Source organism: Lentzea sp. NPDC051213, from assembly GCF_044455585.1.
Lineage (GTDB): Bacteria > Actinomycetota > Actinomycetes > Mycobacteriales > Pseudonocardiaceae > Lentzea.
The window spans coordinates 249,540-265,068 of the sequence record NZ_JBITEX010000011.1 but is presented as its reverse complement, the minus strand read 5'-3'; the positions used below and the strand labels follow the sequence as shown (position 1 = coordinate 265,068).

9 protein-coding genes are annotated in these 15,529 nt (G+C 69.2%); 3 read left to right on the top strand and 6 right to left on the bottom strand.

Going from position 1 to position 15,529, the window contains the following annotated elements:
- Positions 1-63: 63 nt before the first annotated feature.
- A complete protein-coding gene (locus tag ACIA8G_RS39575) occupies positions 64-513 on the bottom strand; it encodes a hypothetical protein (RefSeq protein ID WP_396423912.1) in 450 nt (149 codons plus the stop codon).
- 226 nt (positions 514-739) lie between these two features.
- Between ACIA8G_RS39575 and ACIA8G_RS39570 the strand changes: the two genes are divergently transcribed.
- Positions 740-1,936: a CHRD domain-containing protein gene (locus tag ACIA8G_RS39570; RefSeq protein WP_396423911.1), complete on the top strand. Its 1,197-nt coding sequence runs from the start codon at positions 740-742 to the stop codon at positions 1,934-1,936.
- A gap of 87 nt (positions 1,937-2,023) precedes the next feature.
- On the opposite strand, the gene ACIA8G_RS39565 is transcribed toward ACIA8G_RS39570, so the two are convergent.
- From ACIA8G_RS39565 to ACIA8G_RS39555, 3 genes are read right to left on the bottom strand one after another with little or no spacing between them, the layout of a single operon-like run.
- Positions 2,024-3,352 (bottom strand): SulP family inorganic anion transporter, encoded by a 1,329-nt coding sequence (locus ACIA8G_RS39565; protein WP_396423910.1) that lies wholly within the window; start codon positions 3,350-3,352, stop codon positions 2,024-2,026.
- Positions 3,353-3,363: 11 nt separating this feature from the next.
- Positions 3,364-3,942 (bottom strand): carbonic anhydrase, encoded by a 579-nt coding sequence (locus ACIA8G_RS39560; protein WP_396423909.1) that lies wholly within the window; start codon positions 3,940-3,942, stop codon positions 3,364-3,366.
- 55 nt (positions 3,943-3,997) lie between these two features.
- Positions 3,998-4,312, bottom strand: coding sequence for a hypothetical protein (locus tag ACIA8G_RS39555; RefSeq protein ID WP_396423908.1), 315 nt, complete (start codon positions 4,310-4,312; stop codon positions 3,998-4,000).
- 248 nt (positions 4,313-4,560) lie between these two features.
- Between ACIA8G_RS39555 and ACIA8G_RS39550 the strand changes: the two genes are divergently transcribed.
- Both ACIA8G_RS39550 and ACIA8G_RS39545 read left to right on the top strand, forming a co-directional pair.
- Positions 4,561-8,160, top strand: a complete 3,600-nt coding sequence (locus tag ACIA8G_RS39550) for a TIR domain-containing protein (RefSeq protein WP_396423907.1) — start codon at positions 4,561-4,563, stop codon at positions 8,158-8,160.
- A 10-nt stretch (positions 8,161-8,170) separates the two neighbouring features.
- Positions 8,171-9,073 (top strand): phosphate/phosphite/phosphonate ABC transporter substrate-binding protein, encoded by a 903-nt coding sequence (locus ACIA8G_RS39545; RefSeq protein ID WP_396423906.1) that lies wholly within the window; start codon positions 8,171-8,173, stop codon positions 9,071-9,073.
- A 102-nt stretch (positions 9,074-9,175) separates the two neighbouring features.
- On the opposite strand, the gene ACIA8G_RS39540 is transcribed toward ACIA8G_RS39545, so the two are convergent.
- Positions 9,176-10,681 (bottom strand): glutamate synthase subunit beta, encoded by a 1,506-nt coding sequence (locus ACIA8G_RS39540; RefSeq protein ID WP_396423905.1) that lies wholly within the window; start codon positions 10,679-10,681, stop codon positions 9,176-9,178.
- The gene (gene gltB, locus ACIA8G_RS39535; RefSeq protein WP_396423904.1) at positions 10,674-15,197 is read right to left on the bottom strand and encodes a glutamate synthase large subunit; all 4,524 of its coding nucleotides are present in this window, start codon (positions 15,195-15,197) and stop codon (positions 10,674-10,676) included. The genes ACIA8G_RS39540 and gltB overlap by 8 nt, the downstream gene beginning before the upstream one ends.
- Between the last annotated feature and the right edge of the window lie 332 nt (positions 15,198-15,529).

Sequence of the window (15,529 nt, the reverse complement as noted above, 5' to 3'; positions counted from 1 at the left end):
TCCTCAGGGTCGACACTTCCCATGGGCCCGTTACCCGGATACACCCGAATGGCCCAGTGTTCATCAGCTCTTCTTGACCAGTTTGCCGTCCGCCGCGATCGCGAACCACTCGTCGTCGACGCCTTGGCCGTTCACATCGCCCGCGACCTGGTCTCCCACGTAATAGTACAGCGGCCACTTTCCGTACACGGCCTGAGAACTCTCCTCGATCTGGGAGACGAGCTTCGCTTCCGCACCGTCTTTTGCCGCCACTGCGGACTGAGCGGTGAGCGCGGGCCAGACGGCGATGCAGTCGGCGTCGCACGCGCTGGACTTGTCTTCGTCCTTGGTGAACGCGTAAAGCGTCCGTCCCGATTGGTCGACCAGGATCGGGCCGAGGTCGGACTGCGCGATCTTCACCTCGACGTTGACCGGCACCTCCTGCTGCGGAGTTGCCTGTGGCGCCTCGTTTCCGCAGGCAGCCAGCCCCGCGAGCAGTGCGGGCAGCAGCAGAATTCCCATACGTACGCGCATCTTCGTCTCCTAGCGGTGTGTCCTGTTCCACCGTCGACACGTACGAGGAGGTCGTTCGGTTCACTAACGAACGAGTTGAACCGAATCCGATCGGCATCCGTGTTGGTGGCGTCGGGTCCGCCAGACCCCCCGACTCCCACTGCGGAGCCTTGGAGTACATCCCATGTATGTCAACAAAACCGTCGCTGCTGCATGCCTTCTGGGCGCCACGCTCGGGCTAGGTGTGGTGACACCGGCGTCCGCCGCCCAGGACGCCGTGACCGTGAAGATCACGAACACCGTCGGCTACGAGGCCTCACTCTGCGCCGCCGACCAGCTGGAAGGCCGGTGCCTGGACGGCGCCAAGAAGGGCGAGTCGCGCACCTTCACCGTGAAGCCCGGCCGCGGCCAGATCGAGGTCCGCGTCGTCGTCAAGGGCGGCGGCTCTGCCTTCGAGTTCTTCACCGCCGACGGCCCCACGCTCAACATCGATGCCGGTGGCAGCGCGGAGAAGCCGACCGCGACGAAGGCCGGTGCCGGCAACGGCGGCGAGCACGGTGGCCACAACCCGTCTCCCACCCAGCCCACCCAGCCCGCGCCGACCCAGCCGGCACCGACGCAGCCCGCCCCGGCTCCGGTGAAGGGCAAGCCGTTCTTCTTCTCCGCCGACCTCGACGGCAAGCAGGAGGTCCCGATTCCCGGCGGCCCCGCCGTGGGTGACGCGGACGGGTCCGCGAAGGCCCTGGTCGAGGTGCGCGGCAACCGCGTGACGTTCGCGCTGAACTGGAAGAACACCGCCCAGCTCACGCTCGGCCACATCCACCAGGCCGCCGCCGGTCAGAACGGCCCGGTGAAGGTCAACCTGTTCACCTCGCCGATGCCGGAGACGCTGAACTCCGCCGCCGGTCAGACCGTCATCGACGCGAACCTGGCCGAGGAGATCCGCAAGAACCCGGCCGGGTTCTACGTGAACCTGCACAGCACCGACCGGCCGGGCGGCGCCGTCCGCGCCCAGCTCAAGCCGCTGGGCAAGAACGTGAACCCGCTCGACATCATCAAGGGCGGCAAGCTCCGCGCGTTCTCGAACGGTCGCAACGAGGTCCCGGTCGAGGGCGGCCCGAAGGTCGGTGACCCGGACGGTCAGGCCATCTCGTTCGTGCAGCCCGCCGGCACCGGCGTCGACTTCTCGCTGGCGTGGGTGAACATCGACGCGCCGACCCTCGGCCACGTCCACCAGGGCGCCAAGGGCGTCAACGGCCCGGTGAAGATCACGTTCTTCGGCACCGCCGTGCCTGCCGGCATCTTCGCGGTGTCCGGCACGGTCGCCGGCGTCGACAAGGTGGCGCTGGACGCGCTGAAGAAGTCGCCGAAGGACTTCTACTCCAACATCCACACGGCGACGTTCCCCGGCGGCGCGGTGCGCGGCCAGTTCACCTCTCACTAGTACCGACCGCTCACCAGAGACCAACTGAATGAAGGCGCCGCGACCGCGACCCCCACGGTCGCGGCGCCTTGCCTTATCCCCCGGGCTTTATCGGCCGACCAGTTCCACGGTCCGGCCCGCCCGGCGGGACTCGTCGACCCACTGGTCGATCGCCTGCCCGCAGGCCTGGTCGAGGTGCCGGACCCCGCTCAGATCCATCAGCACGTGCTTCCGGTCGACCCGGTCCAGGGCGTCGAGCAGCCGCGGCAGCCGCAGGAACGTGGCGTTGCCGCGCAGCGCGACCCCGTCCGGCGTCACGACGACCGACAGCCGGGACACGTCCCAGGCCGTCTTCACCACCGCGGCCAGCAGGCCGGCCAGCGTGCCGGTCAGCAGGTCCGTGGCCACGACGAGGCCGGCGGTCAGGACCAGGACGGCCCCTTCCGCCTTGTCGGTGCGCCACAACGCGACCACACCCCGAAGACCGAGCAGTTTCCAACCGGCGTGCACCAGCACCGCGGCGAGCACAGCGACCGGGATCAACGCCAGCAGCCCCGGCAGCAGCACGACGAACAGCAGCAGCCACACGCCGTGCAGCACGCGCGACGCCCTCGTTCGCGCACCCGCGGACACGTTGGCCGCACTGCGCACGATCACCGCCGTCATGGGCAACGCGCCGAGCAGGCCGCAGATCGTGTTGCCGACACCTTGTGCGACCAGCTCACGGTTGTACCGCGTGCGCGGACCGCCGTGCATGCGATCGACGGCCGCTGCGCTGAACATGCTCTCGGCCGAGGCCACCAACGCGAACACCACCGCGGTGCCCAGGACTCCGGTGCCCAGCAACGAGAAGTCCGGCAGGTGCACGTCCGACGACAGCGTGCCGACCGAGATTCGCGCCACCGGCGAGGCGAAGACCGCCGCCAGCGCGGTGCAGACGACCACGCCCACGAGCACGCCCGGCACCACGCGCAACGGAGTCCGTTGCCACAACAGCATGATCACGACGGTGAGCAGGCCGAGCGCCAACGCCACCGGCGACACGACCAGGGCCTTCGACTGGCCCAGTACCAACACCAACCCGATACCGGCGAGCATACCCTGCACCACCGACGGTGAAATCGCGCGGAACCACCGGCCGCACCTCGCGAGGCCCAGCGCCACCTGGATCAGCCCGGCGCCCAGGACGATCACGCCCAGGGCCTGGATCCCGTGCTGGGCAACGGCTTCCGCCACGAGCACGGTGAGACCCGCCGCCGGTCCGCTCACCTGCATGGTGCTGCCCGGCAGCAACCCGACGACGATGCCGCCGACCACACCGGTCACGACACCGAGCTCGGCGGGCACCCCGGACGCCACCGCCACGCCTACGCACAGCGGCAGCGCCACGAGGAACACCACGACCGACGCACCGAGGTCGGCCCAGTACCTCTTCATCGCCAGAACCCTTACAGCGGCAGGAAAGCGTGCTCGGCGCAGGCGGAGACCCCACCGGTCTCGATGTCGTAGAACCAGCCGTGCACCCGCAACGAACCGTCCGCGACCCGTGAGGCGACGAACGGATAGTCCTGCAGCACACGAAGTTGCGCGCGGACGTGCTCCTGCCCCTCGGTCCGCATGGCGGGATCAGCATGGCCGCTCGGTGGTTTCCGCCCAGGGCGCAACCAGCCGCGCATCGCCGGCAGGTGGTCGATCGCGGCGCCGTTCAGCGCGGTGACGGCACCGCAGTGCGAGTGGCCGCAGACGACGATCTCGCTGACCCCGAGTTGCAGCACGGCGAACTCGATCGTCGCCATCTCGCTGGACGGCCTGGTCAGCGAATACGGCGGGATGACGTTGCCCGCCGTGCGGAGTTCGAACAACGAGCCCGGTTCCGCACCGGTGATCTCGGCGGTCACGATGCGCGAGTCGGCACACGTGATGAACATCGTGGTGGGCTGCTGACCGGCGGCGAGACGGCGTCCGGCGGCGCGGGAACGTGATGCCGCGTGTGCGCGGGCATGCTGAACAAAGCGATGGAAGTCCATGGGAGTCCCTCACTGCTAAAGGAAAGTGTTCGGTTGACCGGAAAACGGGGACCGATCAGTTCCTGAACACCTGCAGTGCGGGAGGTGTGCGCCAAACCGCTATCGGTTCGGCGGCGGACACCAGCACGACGCCGGCACCGGCACGCGGCACGAGACCCATCACCGCGGACGGCCTCGTCACGCCGGCCACGCGCTCGACCGCGGTGGCCGGCACGCGCAGCCTGCTCGTCTCGCGCTCCTCGCGGGGCGCTTCCTCCTTGGGCACAGAGGTCTTGGCCTTCGGCGGCGGCGCGCCGATCGACACGGGTGTGACGGCCGGTGCCAGCACAGCGCACAGGGCGATCACGACAGCAAGCAGAACGCTGCGCATGCTCACCCCCCGACCGAGTTGATCTACGAGTATCAGTTTCGCCCGAAGTGGACAAGCTTCGCGATATACGAGACTGAGTTCGCCCGTATCCAGCACCAGATTCACCCGAAAGGGATTCCAAGTTCACGGAAACGTAAGTATGCAAAGCGTGATCGTCCCGCGTTCCAGATGTGCCAATAAGTGGACAACCGGTACCCGTCCCCTGCGTGCTGTGCACAATCGGTGACCGAATGCCAAAGGAGGCCGTCGTGGCGAGGGTTTTCATCAGCCACGCGACGCAGAACGTGGCGATCGCGCGACAGATCCGTGACTGGCTGGACCGCGATCACGAGACGTTCCTCGAAGTGCACCCCGACGACGGGATCCAGGTCGGCGAGGCGTGGCGCGAACGACTGCACCACGAACTGCGCAAGGCGGACGCCGTGGTCTGCGTCGTCAGCAAGGCGTCGATCGCGTCGAGCTGGTGCACGGCCGAGGTGGCCATCGCGGACGCGCTGGGCTGCCTCCTGCTGCCCGTGCAGACAGCGGACGACGTCATCCACCCGCTGATCAGGCACCTCAACCACATCCCGCACGCCACCGCGCGCGAGCACCTCGAGAAGGCGTTGCGGCAGTTCGACGCCGGCGGTCGCAAACTCGCGAAGGACCAGGAACCGTTCCCCGGCCTGGACGCGTTCACCACAGCCCTGAGCGCCGTCTTCTTCGGCCGCGACCAGGAGACCCGCGCCCTCGCCCGCAAAGTCCGCCGCAGCCCCGGTCTGCTGACCGTCGTCGGCCCGTCGGGGTGCGGCAAGTCGTCACTGGTCAGGGCCGGTCTGCTGGCCCAGCTGGCGGACGACCCGCGCTGGCTCGTCATGCCGCCGTGGCTGCCGGGCAACGATCCGCTCGACGCGCTCGCCCGCGCGGTGCGCAAGACCGCCGAACGCACCGGCCTCGACTGGTCCCCGCAGGAGGCGAGGGACCGGCTCCTCCGCGACGGGCTGCGCGGGGTGGCCCGGGAACTCGTCGACGAGGACCGCAGGCTGCTGATCACCATCGACCAGGCGGAGGAGCTCTTCACGCGAGCCGGCGAGGACGAACGCCAGGTGGTCGCGAAGATGCTCAAGGACGCGCTCTGCGACAACGTGCGGGTGATCGCCACGCTCCGGTCGGAGTTCCTCGACGACCTGCGGACGTTGCCGGAACTGGGCGGCGTCCACATCGGCAGCTACGTGCTGGCACCGCTCGCGCGCGAGGTGCTGAACGTCGTGATCACCGGACCGGCCAGGGTGGCCGGGCTCAAGGTGCACCCGGAGCTCGTGGCACGCCTCGTCGAGGACACCGCGAGCGGCGAGGCGTTGCCGTTGCTCGCGTTCACGCTGCAGCACCTGGCGATGGGCGTGTCCAGAGGCGGCACGCTCTCCAGCGAACGGTACGAGCACCTCGGCGGTGTGCACGGTGCGCTCGCACGCCACGCCGACGACGTGCTCGACAGCGCCGTCGCGGAAACCGGTCTGAGCAACGAGGAACTGCTGTCCCGGCTGGCGAACCTGGCCACGCTCGACCTCACCGGCCGGCCGACCCGCAAACGCGTCAACCTGGCCCAGCTCGACGACACCGCCCGCACCGCGCTGGAGGTGTTCGTCCGGCACCGCCTGCTCACCGCGAGCGGCGACAAGCAGGGCCGCTGGATCGGCGTGGCGCACGAGGCGTTGTTCACCGAGTGGCGACCGCTGCGGTGCGCGATCGACGAGCGTCAGATCGGCCTGCGCGCCGCCCAATCGGTCGAGCTCGACGCCTCGCAGTGGATCGAGGGGGAGACCGCGGACCACCTGCTGCTCAACGAGGACACGTTCGCCGCCATCAAACCGCTGGTGGCCGACGACGACCTCTCCCCGGACGCCCGCAGGTTCCTGGTCACGAGCCGCGACCGGATCCACGCGCTGCAGACACAGCGGCGGCGGGACCGCAGGCGCACGGTCAGCTGGCTGGCGGTGTTCCTCGTGGCGGCCGTCGGCGCGGCCGGACTCGCCGCGGTCCAGTGGAGCACCGCCAGCGCCGAACGCGACACGGCGACCGCCCGCGCGCTCATCGCGCAGGCGCAGGTCGCGCGCAACTCCTCGCCACAGCTCGCGTTGCGCCTCGGGATGGCCGCGCACGAGCTCGCCCTCAGCTCGGACACGAACACCGAGCTGGTCAACACGTTGCTCACCACGCGGTACGGCGGCTCGTTCGGCGAGACCACGTCCGCGGTCGCGTTCGGTCCCAGCGGGCACACTGCCGTCGTCGGCAGCACGGACGGCACAGCGAGCCTGTGGGATCTCAGCGACAAACCCCGGCGGCTTGCCCGCGAGTCCGTCACCGACGCGGCGGTCACCTCCGTGGCGCTCGCCCGCGACATCGCCGCCATCGGCAGCTCGGACGGCTCTGTCCTGTTGTGGGAAACCGGGAACACGTCACGACGCCACCGTCTGCCGGCCGGGCAACCGGTGACCTCGGTGGCGTTCAACGACACCAGGACGCTGCTCGCGATCGGCCGCTCGGACGGCACCACCGCGCTGTGGTCGCTCGGTGCCGAACCGGCGCAGCTCGGTGAGCCGTTCCAGCGCCAGGGCGCCGGGGTGTCGTCCGTGGCGTTCGCCGGCACGAAGATCGCGACCGGCAGCCACGACGGCACCGTGGTGGTGTGGGACATCAGCTCACCGGCGAAACCTGTTGCGAGCGAGCCGCTGAACGACACCGTGCGCAAGGCGGTGACGTCGGTGGGGTTCAACGACGACGGAACCCTGCTGGTCGCCGGCGGGTCGGACGGCGTGACCACGCTGTGGCGCCTGGCCGACCGGACGCACACCCGGCTGACCGGCCACAGCGGTGTCGTCTCGTCGGTCGCGTTCTCCCCCACCTCCCCCGTGCTGGCCGCCGGGAGCCACGACGCCACCACGGTCCTGTGGGACATCAGCTCGCCGGCGCAACCGAGGCAGCTCGGCGATCCGCTGGTGGGACAACGAAGTGCGGTGTCGTCGCTGGCGTTCTCACCAGACGGGCTGCGACTCGTCACCGGCAGCGCCCGCGGACCGGCGATCGTGTGGGAGATGGCCGACCGGCCGCGCCGGATCGGGTTACCGCTGACCGGGCACGGCATGCTGGTGAAGTCCGTCGCGTTCGACGACGGCACCACGCTCGTCACCACCGGATCGGACAACCGGCAGATCCGCTGGGACGTCGGTTACCCGTACCAGCCGAAGAAGATCAGCGAGGGCGTCGCAACCTCGCGGCTGTACTCGTTGGCTTCGCACGGCGACATGGACGCGACGGCGGGCGGCGACAACACCGTCGTGCTGTGGAACGTCCCGAGCCGCACGCCGATCGGGAAACCGTTGGCAGGAAACCACAACAGCGTGAGCGCGGCCGCGTTCTCGCACGACGGCAAGGTGCTCGCCGCGGGCAGCACCGACGGCACGACGATTCTGTGGAACATCACCGATCCCGGCCACCCGCTCCCGATCGGCCAGCCGTTCGGCCAGAACAAGCAGGTGACCGCGCTGGCGTTCGCACCGGACGGCACCAAGCTGGTCGCGGGCACCTCGACCGGCAGCACCCTCGTCTGGGACATCACCGACCCGAACCAGCCCCGCCAGGTCGGCCGTCAGCTCGACGGCCACCGGATGGCGGTGAACTCCGCCGCCTTCGCACCCAGCGGCGCCGTGCTCGCGACCGCGGGCTCGGACGGCACCACGGTCCTGTGGGACATGGCGTTGCTCGACGACGTCATCGCCCGAGCGTGCGGGGTCGCGGACGGTGGCCTCAGCCGCCTCGAATGGCAACAGCACCTGCCGGCGCTCGACTACCGCGACACCTGCGCTCATTAGGAGACCCGCGATGAAACGCGCACTTCTGGCAGTCCTGGTGCTCGCCGCATGCCAGCCGCCTCCCGGCGACGCGGCACCCGCCCAGCAGACCCTGGTGTTCAGCGGCGTCCCCACCGCCAGCTCGATCACGACCCAGCAGACGTTCCTGCCGATCATCACCATGCTGCGCCGCGAGACCGGCGTGGAGATCCGCGTACAAGAGCCGACCACCTACGAAGCGCTCGTCGAAGGCATGCGCGACGGCTCGATCGACATCGGCGCGTTCGGCCCGCAGTCCTACGTCGTCGCCCGCGAACGCGGCGCCCGCATCACCCCGGTCTCCGCGCAGGTCAAGGAAAAGGGCGCGCCACCGTCCTACCGCGGCTTCGGCATCACCCACCCCGACTCGGGCATCCGTTCCCTGCCCGACCTGCGCGGCCGCAAGGTCTGCTACGCGGACCGCCTGTCCACCGCCGGGTACCTCTACCCGAGCGCAGCCCTGCGGGAGATCGGCATCGACCCGTTGCGCGACACCGTTCCCGTGTTCACCAGCGGCCACGAGGCCACGGTGCTCGCCGTCGCCAACAAGCAGTGCGACGCGGGCTTCGCGTTCGACGAGATGGTCGACCGGCACCTGGTGGAACGCGGCCAGATCCAGCCCGGCCAGCTGGTGAAGATCTGGACATCGGGCCTGATCCCCGGTGCACCGCTCGCGGTGGCGGACGACCTGCCCGAACCGCTGCGGCAGCGGATCGTGTCGGCGTTGCAGAGCAAGGCGACCGCGGACTACCTGCGCGCCAACGGGTTCTGCCAGGGTGAGTGCCCGGTCGGGGACGCCACGGCGTGGGGGTATTCAGGGGTCGATGACTCGTTGTACGAGCCGGTGCGGGCGGCGTGCCGGCGGGTCGGCTGGAACTCCTGCACGCCGGGTTAGCCGACCGGCCGCATGCCTCCTCGGCCGCGAAAAGGCGAACGCCCCGCGCGACTCCGTTGTCGCGCGGGGCGTCATGCTGCTGCCGGTGGTCGGACGCCGTTGTCAGACCACAGCGAGCGGAAGCTGGTTCGGAATAACGGGTGAAGGCAGGTTCGACGAGCCCGTGAGGTAGCTGTCCACGGCGTTGGCCACGGACCGGCCCTCCGCGATCGCCCACACCACAAGGGAAGCACCGCGGTGTGCGTCGCCGCAGACGAACACGCCGGGCGCGGTCGTCTGCCAGTCCGAGCCGCACGAGATCGTGCCGCGCGACGTGAGAGAAATGCCCAGATCGTCGAGCAACCGCATGTGCTCGACGCCCTCGAAGCCGATCGCCAGCAGCACCATGTCCGCGGGCAGCAGCTCGACCTCGTCGGACAGCGGCACCACCGAGCGGCGGCCGGACGAGTCCTTCTCGACGCGCACCTGCTGCAGTTCGATGAAGCGCACGTGACCGTCTTCGTCACCCACGAAACGCCGGACCGCCACGGTGAAGCGGCGTTCGCCGGCCTCCTCGTGCGCCGGGTAGGTGCGCAGGATGTGCGGCCACACCGGCCACGGCGAGCGGTCGTCGTCGCGCACGGTGGGGGGCATCGGGTACTGGTCGAGCTGCGTCACCGACAGCGCGCCCTCGCGGGTCGCGGTGCCGTAGCAGTCGGCGCCCGTGTCACCGCCGCCGATGACGATGACGTGCTTGCCGGCAGCCGAGAACGACGACGGGCCGTCACCCTCGACCGCGCGGTTCGCGGGGACCAGGTGCTCCATCGCGAGGTGCACGCCCTTGAGCTCGCGCCCGGGAGTCGACTTGTCGTCCCTGCCGCGCAACGCACCCAGGGCCAGCACGACCGAGTCGAACTCGGCGCGCAGCTGCTCGACGGTGATGTCCACGCCGACCTCGCAGCCGGTCACGAACTTCGTGCCCTCCGAGCGCAGCTGCGCCAGGCGGCGGTCGAGGACCTTCTTCTCCATCTTGAACTCGGGGATGCCGTACCGCAGCAGGCCACCGAGCCGGTCGTCCCGTTCGTACACCACGACCTCGTGCCCGGCACGGGTCAGCTGCTGGGCGGCGGCGAGTCCGGCGGGACCGGAGCCGACGACCGCGACGCGCTTGCCGGAGGACACGGTCGCCTGGGACGGCTGCACGTAGCCGTTCTCCCAGGACATGTCCGCGATGGTCTCCTCGACCCGCTTGATCGCGACGGCACCGCCCGCGTCGTGCGAGATCGACAGCACGCAGGCCGCCTCACACGGCGCCGGGCACAACCTGCCGGTGAACTCCGGGAAGTTGTTGGTGGCGTGCAGGCGGTCCGAGGCGAGCTCCCAGTCGCCGCGGCGCACCAGGTCGTTCCACTCGGGGATCAGGTTCCCGAGCGGGCAGCCCGCGGTTCCGCTGTGGCAGAAGGGAATGCCGCAGTCCATGCACCGCGTGGCCTGCGTGCGGACCTCGGTGTTGCGCTCGGCGGGAGTCTGGTCGAGGTAGACCTCGTTCCAGTCCTGCAACCGGTCCGGCTTCGGACGCTTCGGTGCGTCCTTGCGGGTGTGCTTCATAAAACCCTGTGGATCAGCCACGAGACGCCTCCATGACAGCCGCGTCAACGTCCCGGCCCTCGGCGCGCGCGAGACGCATCGCGTCCATCACTCGCTGGAAGTCGCCGGGCATGACCTTCGTGAACGCACCGGCTCGCCTCGTCCAGTCACCGAGCAGCGAAGCGGCGACCGCGGAACCGGTCAGCTTCTGGTGCTTGGTGATGGCGATCTTGAGCCAACGCAGGTCCTCGGCGTTGAGGCGCTGCAGTTGCACCATCTCCTGGTTCACCGACAACGGGTCCAGGTCGAGCACGTACGCGATACCGCCGGACATGCCGGCCGCGACGTTGCGCCCGGTCGGCCCGAGCACCACGGCCCGGCCACCGGTCATGTACTCGAACGCGTGGTCGCCCACGCCTTCGGCCACCAGGGTCGCGCCCGAGTTGCGGACGCAGAAGCGTTCGCCGACACGGCCGCGCAGGAACACCTCGCCGGACGTGGCGCCGTAGCCGATCACGTTGCCCGCGATCACCTGCTCCTCGGCGCGGAACGGCGCGTCGTCGTGCGGCCGGACGATGATCCGCCCGCCGGACAGGCCCTTGCCGACGTAGTCGTTCGCGTCGCCGACCATCTCCAGCGTGATGCCGCGCGGCAGGAACGCGCCGAGCGACTGGCCGGCCGACCCGGTCAGCTTGATCCGGATCGTGTCGTCCTCGAGGCCCTCGCCGCCGTAGCGGCGGGTGACCTCGGCGCCGAGCAGCGTGCCGACGGTGCGGTTGACGTTGCGGACCGGCAGCTCCAGGTTGACCTGGTGCGCGTCCTCCAGCGCCGCCTCGGCGAGCTGGATGAGCGTGCGGTCCAGGGCCTTGTCCAGGCCGTGGTCCTGGTCGCGGATCTTGCGCTTCGCCGTCGGGTACGGGGTCTGCGGCACCTCGAAGACCGGCTCCAGGTTGAACCCGTCGGTCTTCCAGTGCTCGATCGCCTCGTTCTTGTCGAGCAGCTCGGCGTGGCCCACGGCCTCGTCGATCGTGCGGAAACCCAGCTCGGCCAGCAGTTCGCGGGCTTCCTGCGCGATGAACTCGAAGAAGTTCACGACGTGGTCGGCCTGGCCGGTGTAGCGAGACCGCAGGTCGGGGTTCTGCGTGGCGACGCCGACCGGACAGGTGTCCAGGTGGCAGACGCGCATCATCACGCAGCCCGCGACGATCAGCGGTGCCGTGGCGAAGCCGAACTCCTCGGCGCCGAGCAGCGCGGCGACCACGACGTCGCGGCCGGTGCGCATCGCGCCGTCGACCTGGACGGTGATGCGGTCGCGCAAACCGTTGAGCAGCAACGTCTGCTGGGTCTCGGCGAGGCCGATCTCCCACGGCGTGCCCGCATGCTTGAGCGAGTTCATCGGCGAGGCGCCGGTACCGCCGTCGTAGCCCGAGATCAGCACGACGTCCGCATGCGCCTTGGCGACACCCGCGGCGACCGTGCCGACACCGATCGACGAGACGAGCTTCACGTGAACCCGCGCCTGCTCGTTCGCGTTCTTCAGATCGTGGATGAGTTGCGCCAAATCCTCGATCGAGTAGATGTCGTGGTGCGGCGGCGGCGAGATCAGGCCGACGCCCGGCGTCGAGTGCCGGGTGCGCGCGATCCACGGGTAGACCTTGAAACCGGGCAGCTGGCCGCCCTCGCCGGGCTTCGCGCCCTGCGCCATCTTGATCTGGATGTCCGTGGCGTTCACGAGGTACTCGCTCGTGACGCCGAATCGGCCACTCGCGACCTGCTTGACCGCGGAACGGCGCTCCGGGTCGTACAGGCGCTCGCGGTCCTCGCCGCCCTCGCCACTGTTGGACCGGCCGCCGAGCCGGTTCATCGCGATGGCCAGGGTCTCGTGCGCCTCGGCCGAGATCGAGCCGTACGACATGGCGCCGGTGTTGAAGCGCTTGACGATCGAGCTGACCGGCTCGACCTCGTCGATCGGGATCGGCGTGCGGCCCTCGGTGCGGAACTTGAACAGGCCGCGCAGCGTGCCGCCCTGCCGGGAGATGCGCTCGACCTCCGCCGTGTACTGGCGGAAGACGTCCTCCTTGCGCGTCTTCGTGGCGTGCTGCAACAGGAACACCGTCTCCGGCGTGAACAGGTGCAGCTCGCCCTCGCGACGGTAGGAGTACTCGCCACCGACCTCGAGCCTGCGGTGCGAGCGGTCGGTCGGGTTGTCCGGGTACGCGCGGCGGTGGCGCAGCGCGACCTCCTCGGCCAGCACCTCCAGCCCGACACCGCCGAGCTTGGACTGCGTGCCGCTGAAGTACTCGTCGAGCAGATCGTTCGACAGGCCGACAGCCTCGAAGATCTGCGCCGCGGTGTAGGCACCGACGGTCGAGATGCCCATCTTCGACATGATCTTCAGGACGCCCTTGACGAGCGCCTTGACGTAGTTGCGGATCGCCTTGTGCGCGGGCACACCGGTGATCGCGCCCTGGCTGATCAGGTCCTCGATCGTCTCGAACGCGAGGTACGGGTTCACCGCGGCGGCGCCGTAGCTCAGCAGCGCGGCGACGTGGTGGACCTCGCGGCAGTCGCCGGACTCGACGACGAGCGCGACGCGCAGACGTTCCTTGGTGCGCACCAGGTGGTGGTGCACCGCGGAGACGAGCAGCAGCGACGGGATCGGCGCCATCCGGTGGTCGGAGTCGCGGTCGCTCAGCACGAGCGTGCGCGCACCGTTCGCGATGGCCTCGGAGGCCTCGCGGCGAACGCGTTCGACGGCCTGCGTGAGGGCCTCGCCGCCACCGTCCACCTCGTACAGTCCGGAGAGGACGGTGCAGGCGAAGCCGGGCAGGTCGCCGTCGTCGTTGATGTGGATGAGCTTGGCGAGCTCGTCGTTGTCGATGACCGGGTAGTCCAGCGTGACGTGGCGGCACGACACCGGGCCGGGGTCGAGCAGGTTCTGCTCAGGACCCATCACGCGCTTGACGGACGTGACGATCTCTTCGCGGATCGCGTCCAGCGGCGGGTTCGTGACCTGCGCGAAGTTCTGCACGAAGTAGTCGTAGAGCAGCCGGGAACGCTGGCTGAGCGCCGCGACCGGGGTGTCGGTGCCCATGGAGGCCAGCGGTTCCATGCCCATGATCGACATGGGCGTGAGCAGGATCCGCAGCTCCTCCTCGGTGTAGCCGAAGGTGAGCTGGCGGCGCACGACCGACTCGTGGCTCTGCACCACGTGCTCGCGGTCCGAGAGGTCGGCCAGGTCGAGCAGACCGGCGTGCAGCCACTCGTCGTAGGGCAACTCGGAAGCAAGGCGCGACTTGAACTCTTCGTCGTCGACGATGCGTCCCTCGGTGGTGTCGACGAGGAACATGCGGCCCGGCTGGAGCCGGCCCTTCGCGACCACCTGGTCGGACGGCACGTCGAGCACACCGGTCTCGGAGGCCAGCACGACCCGGCCGTCCACGGTCTGCCACCAGCGCGCGGGACGCAGGCCGTTGCGGTCGAGCACCGCGCCGACGAGCTCGCCGTCGGTGAACGTGACGCAGGCGGGGCCGTCCCACGGTTCCATCAGGCTGGCGTGGAACTGGTAGAACGCACGGCGCTTCGGGTCCATCGTGGCGTGGTTCTCCCACGCCTCCGGGATCATCATCAGCACCGCGTGCGGCAGGCTGCGGCCGCCGAGGTGCAGCAGCTCCAGCACCTCGTCGAAGCTCGCGCTGTCCGACCCCTCGGGGTCGCAGATCGGGAAGAGCCGCGCGAGGTCACCGGGAACGAGGTCGCTCTCCAGCAGCGCCTCACGGGCGCGCATCCTGTTGCGGTTACCGCGAACCGTGTTGATCTCACCGTTGTGCGCGACGAACCGGAACGGGTGCGCGAGCGGCCACGACGGGAAGGTGTTCGTGGAGAAACGGCTGTGCACCAACGCGATCGCCGTGAAGAGGCGCTCGTCGTGCAGGTCGGGGAAGAACGCCGGCAGCTGCTCGGTCGTCAGCATTCCCTTGTAGACGATCGTGCGCGCGGACAGCGACGGGAAGTAGACACTGCCCTCGTGCTCGACGCGCTTGCGAAGACAGAAGGCCAGGCGGTCCAGCGCGATGCCGGCCTCGTCGCGGGTGCCCTTGACGAACAACTGAGCGAAATGCGGCGCCACCGACATCGCGGTCGGGCCGACGTTGGCCTTCTCCGGGTCGGTCGGCACATCACGCCAGCCGAGAACGACGAGGTTCTCCTCTTCCGCGATGCGCTCGATCTCCTGGCGCGCTTCTTCGCGTTCTTCGGACTCAAACGGCAGGAATGCGATTCCCGCCGCGTACTGCCCGCGTTCCGGGAGGTCGAATTCGACGACCGCTCGCAGAAACTCGTCGGGCAGCTGCAAAAGGATGCCCGCACCGTCGCCCGACGTGGGCTCGGCACCGGCGGCACCTCGGTGCTCCAGGTTGGCAAGCGCGGTAAGAGCATCACTCACAATGCCGTGCGAACGCCTGCCCTGGATGTCGGCCACCATCGCAACGCCGCACGCGTCGCGTTCATCAGCGGGGTCGTAAAGACCCTGGGGGCCGGGGATGGCGGAGAAGATCACTGCGCAGACCTCCTTCGTCGTCCTCGCTAAAGAACAAAGTCCTCGTGCTCAGACCTCGTACCAACAGGTGGGAGCACGGGACGACGATGGCCCGCGTGTTGACGCGACTTTAACAGCCGCGAAACCCAGGGACACCCGCCAATGGGTGATCTAGGTCATGGATGTGTAACGATTCCCCGGAGCGGAGCGACATTGCGGCCAACGTCGGCGTTCGTTACAGCCGGGTTAGCGTAACCGAACGTTCAACATCGGCCAGCCCGATGAGAGCTGCGTGACATTCACGGTTTGACAGTGGTTCCGCTGGGTATCGGCGCGTTTACGCAGGTTGCACC

Coding starts and splice junctions, on each gene's coding strand:
- ACIA8G_RS39560 (WP_396423909.1), bottom strand. CDS start 3,942: ATGGACTTCCATCGCTTTGTTCAGCATGCCCGCGCACACGCGGCATCA.
- ACIA8G_RS39575 (WP_396423912.1), bottom strand. CDS start 513: ATGCGCGTACGTATGGGAATTCTGCTGCTGCCCGCACTGCTCGCGGGG.
- ACIA8G_RS39555 (WP_396423908.1), bottom strand. CDS start 4,312: ATGCGCAGCGTTCTGCTTGCTGTCGTGATCGCCCTGTGCGCTGTGCTG.
- ACIA8G_RS39545 (WP_396423906.1), top strand. CDS start 8,171: ATGAAACGCGCACTTCTGGCAGTCCTGGTGCTCGCCGCATGCCAGCCG.
- ACIA8G_RS39565 (WP_396423910.1), bottom strand. CDS start 3,352: ATGAAGAGGTACTGGGCCGACCTCGGTGCGTCGGTCGTGGTGTTCCTC.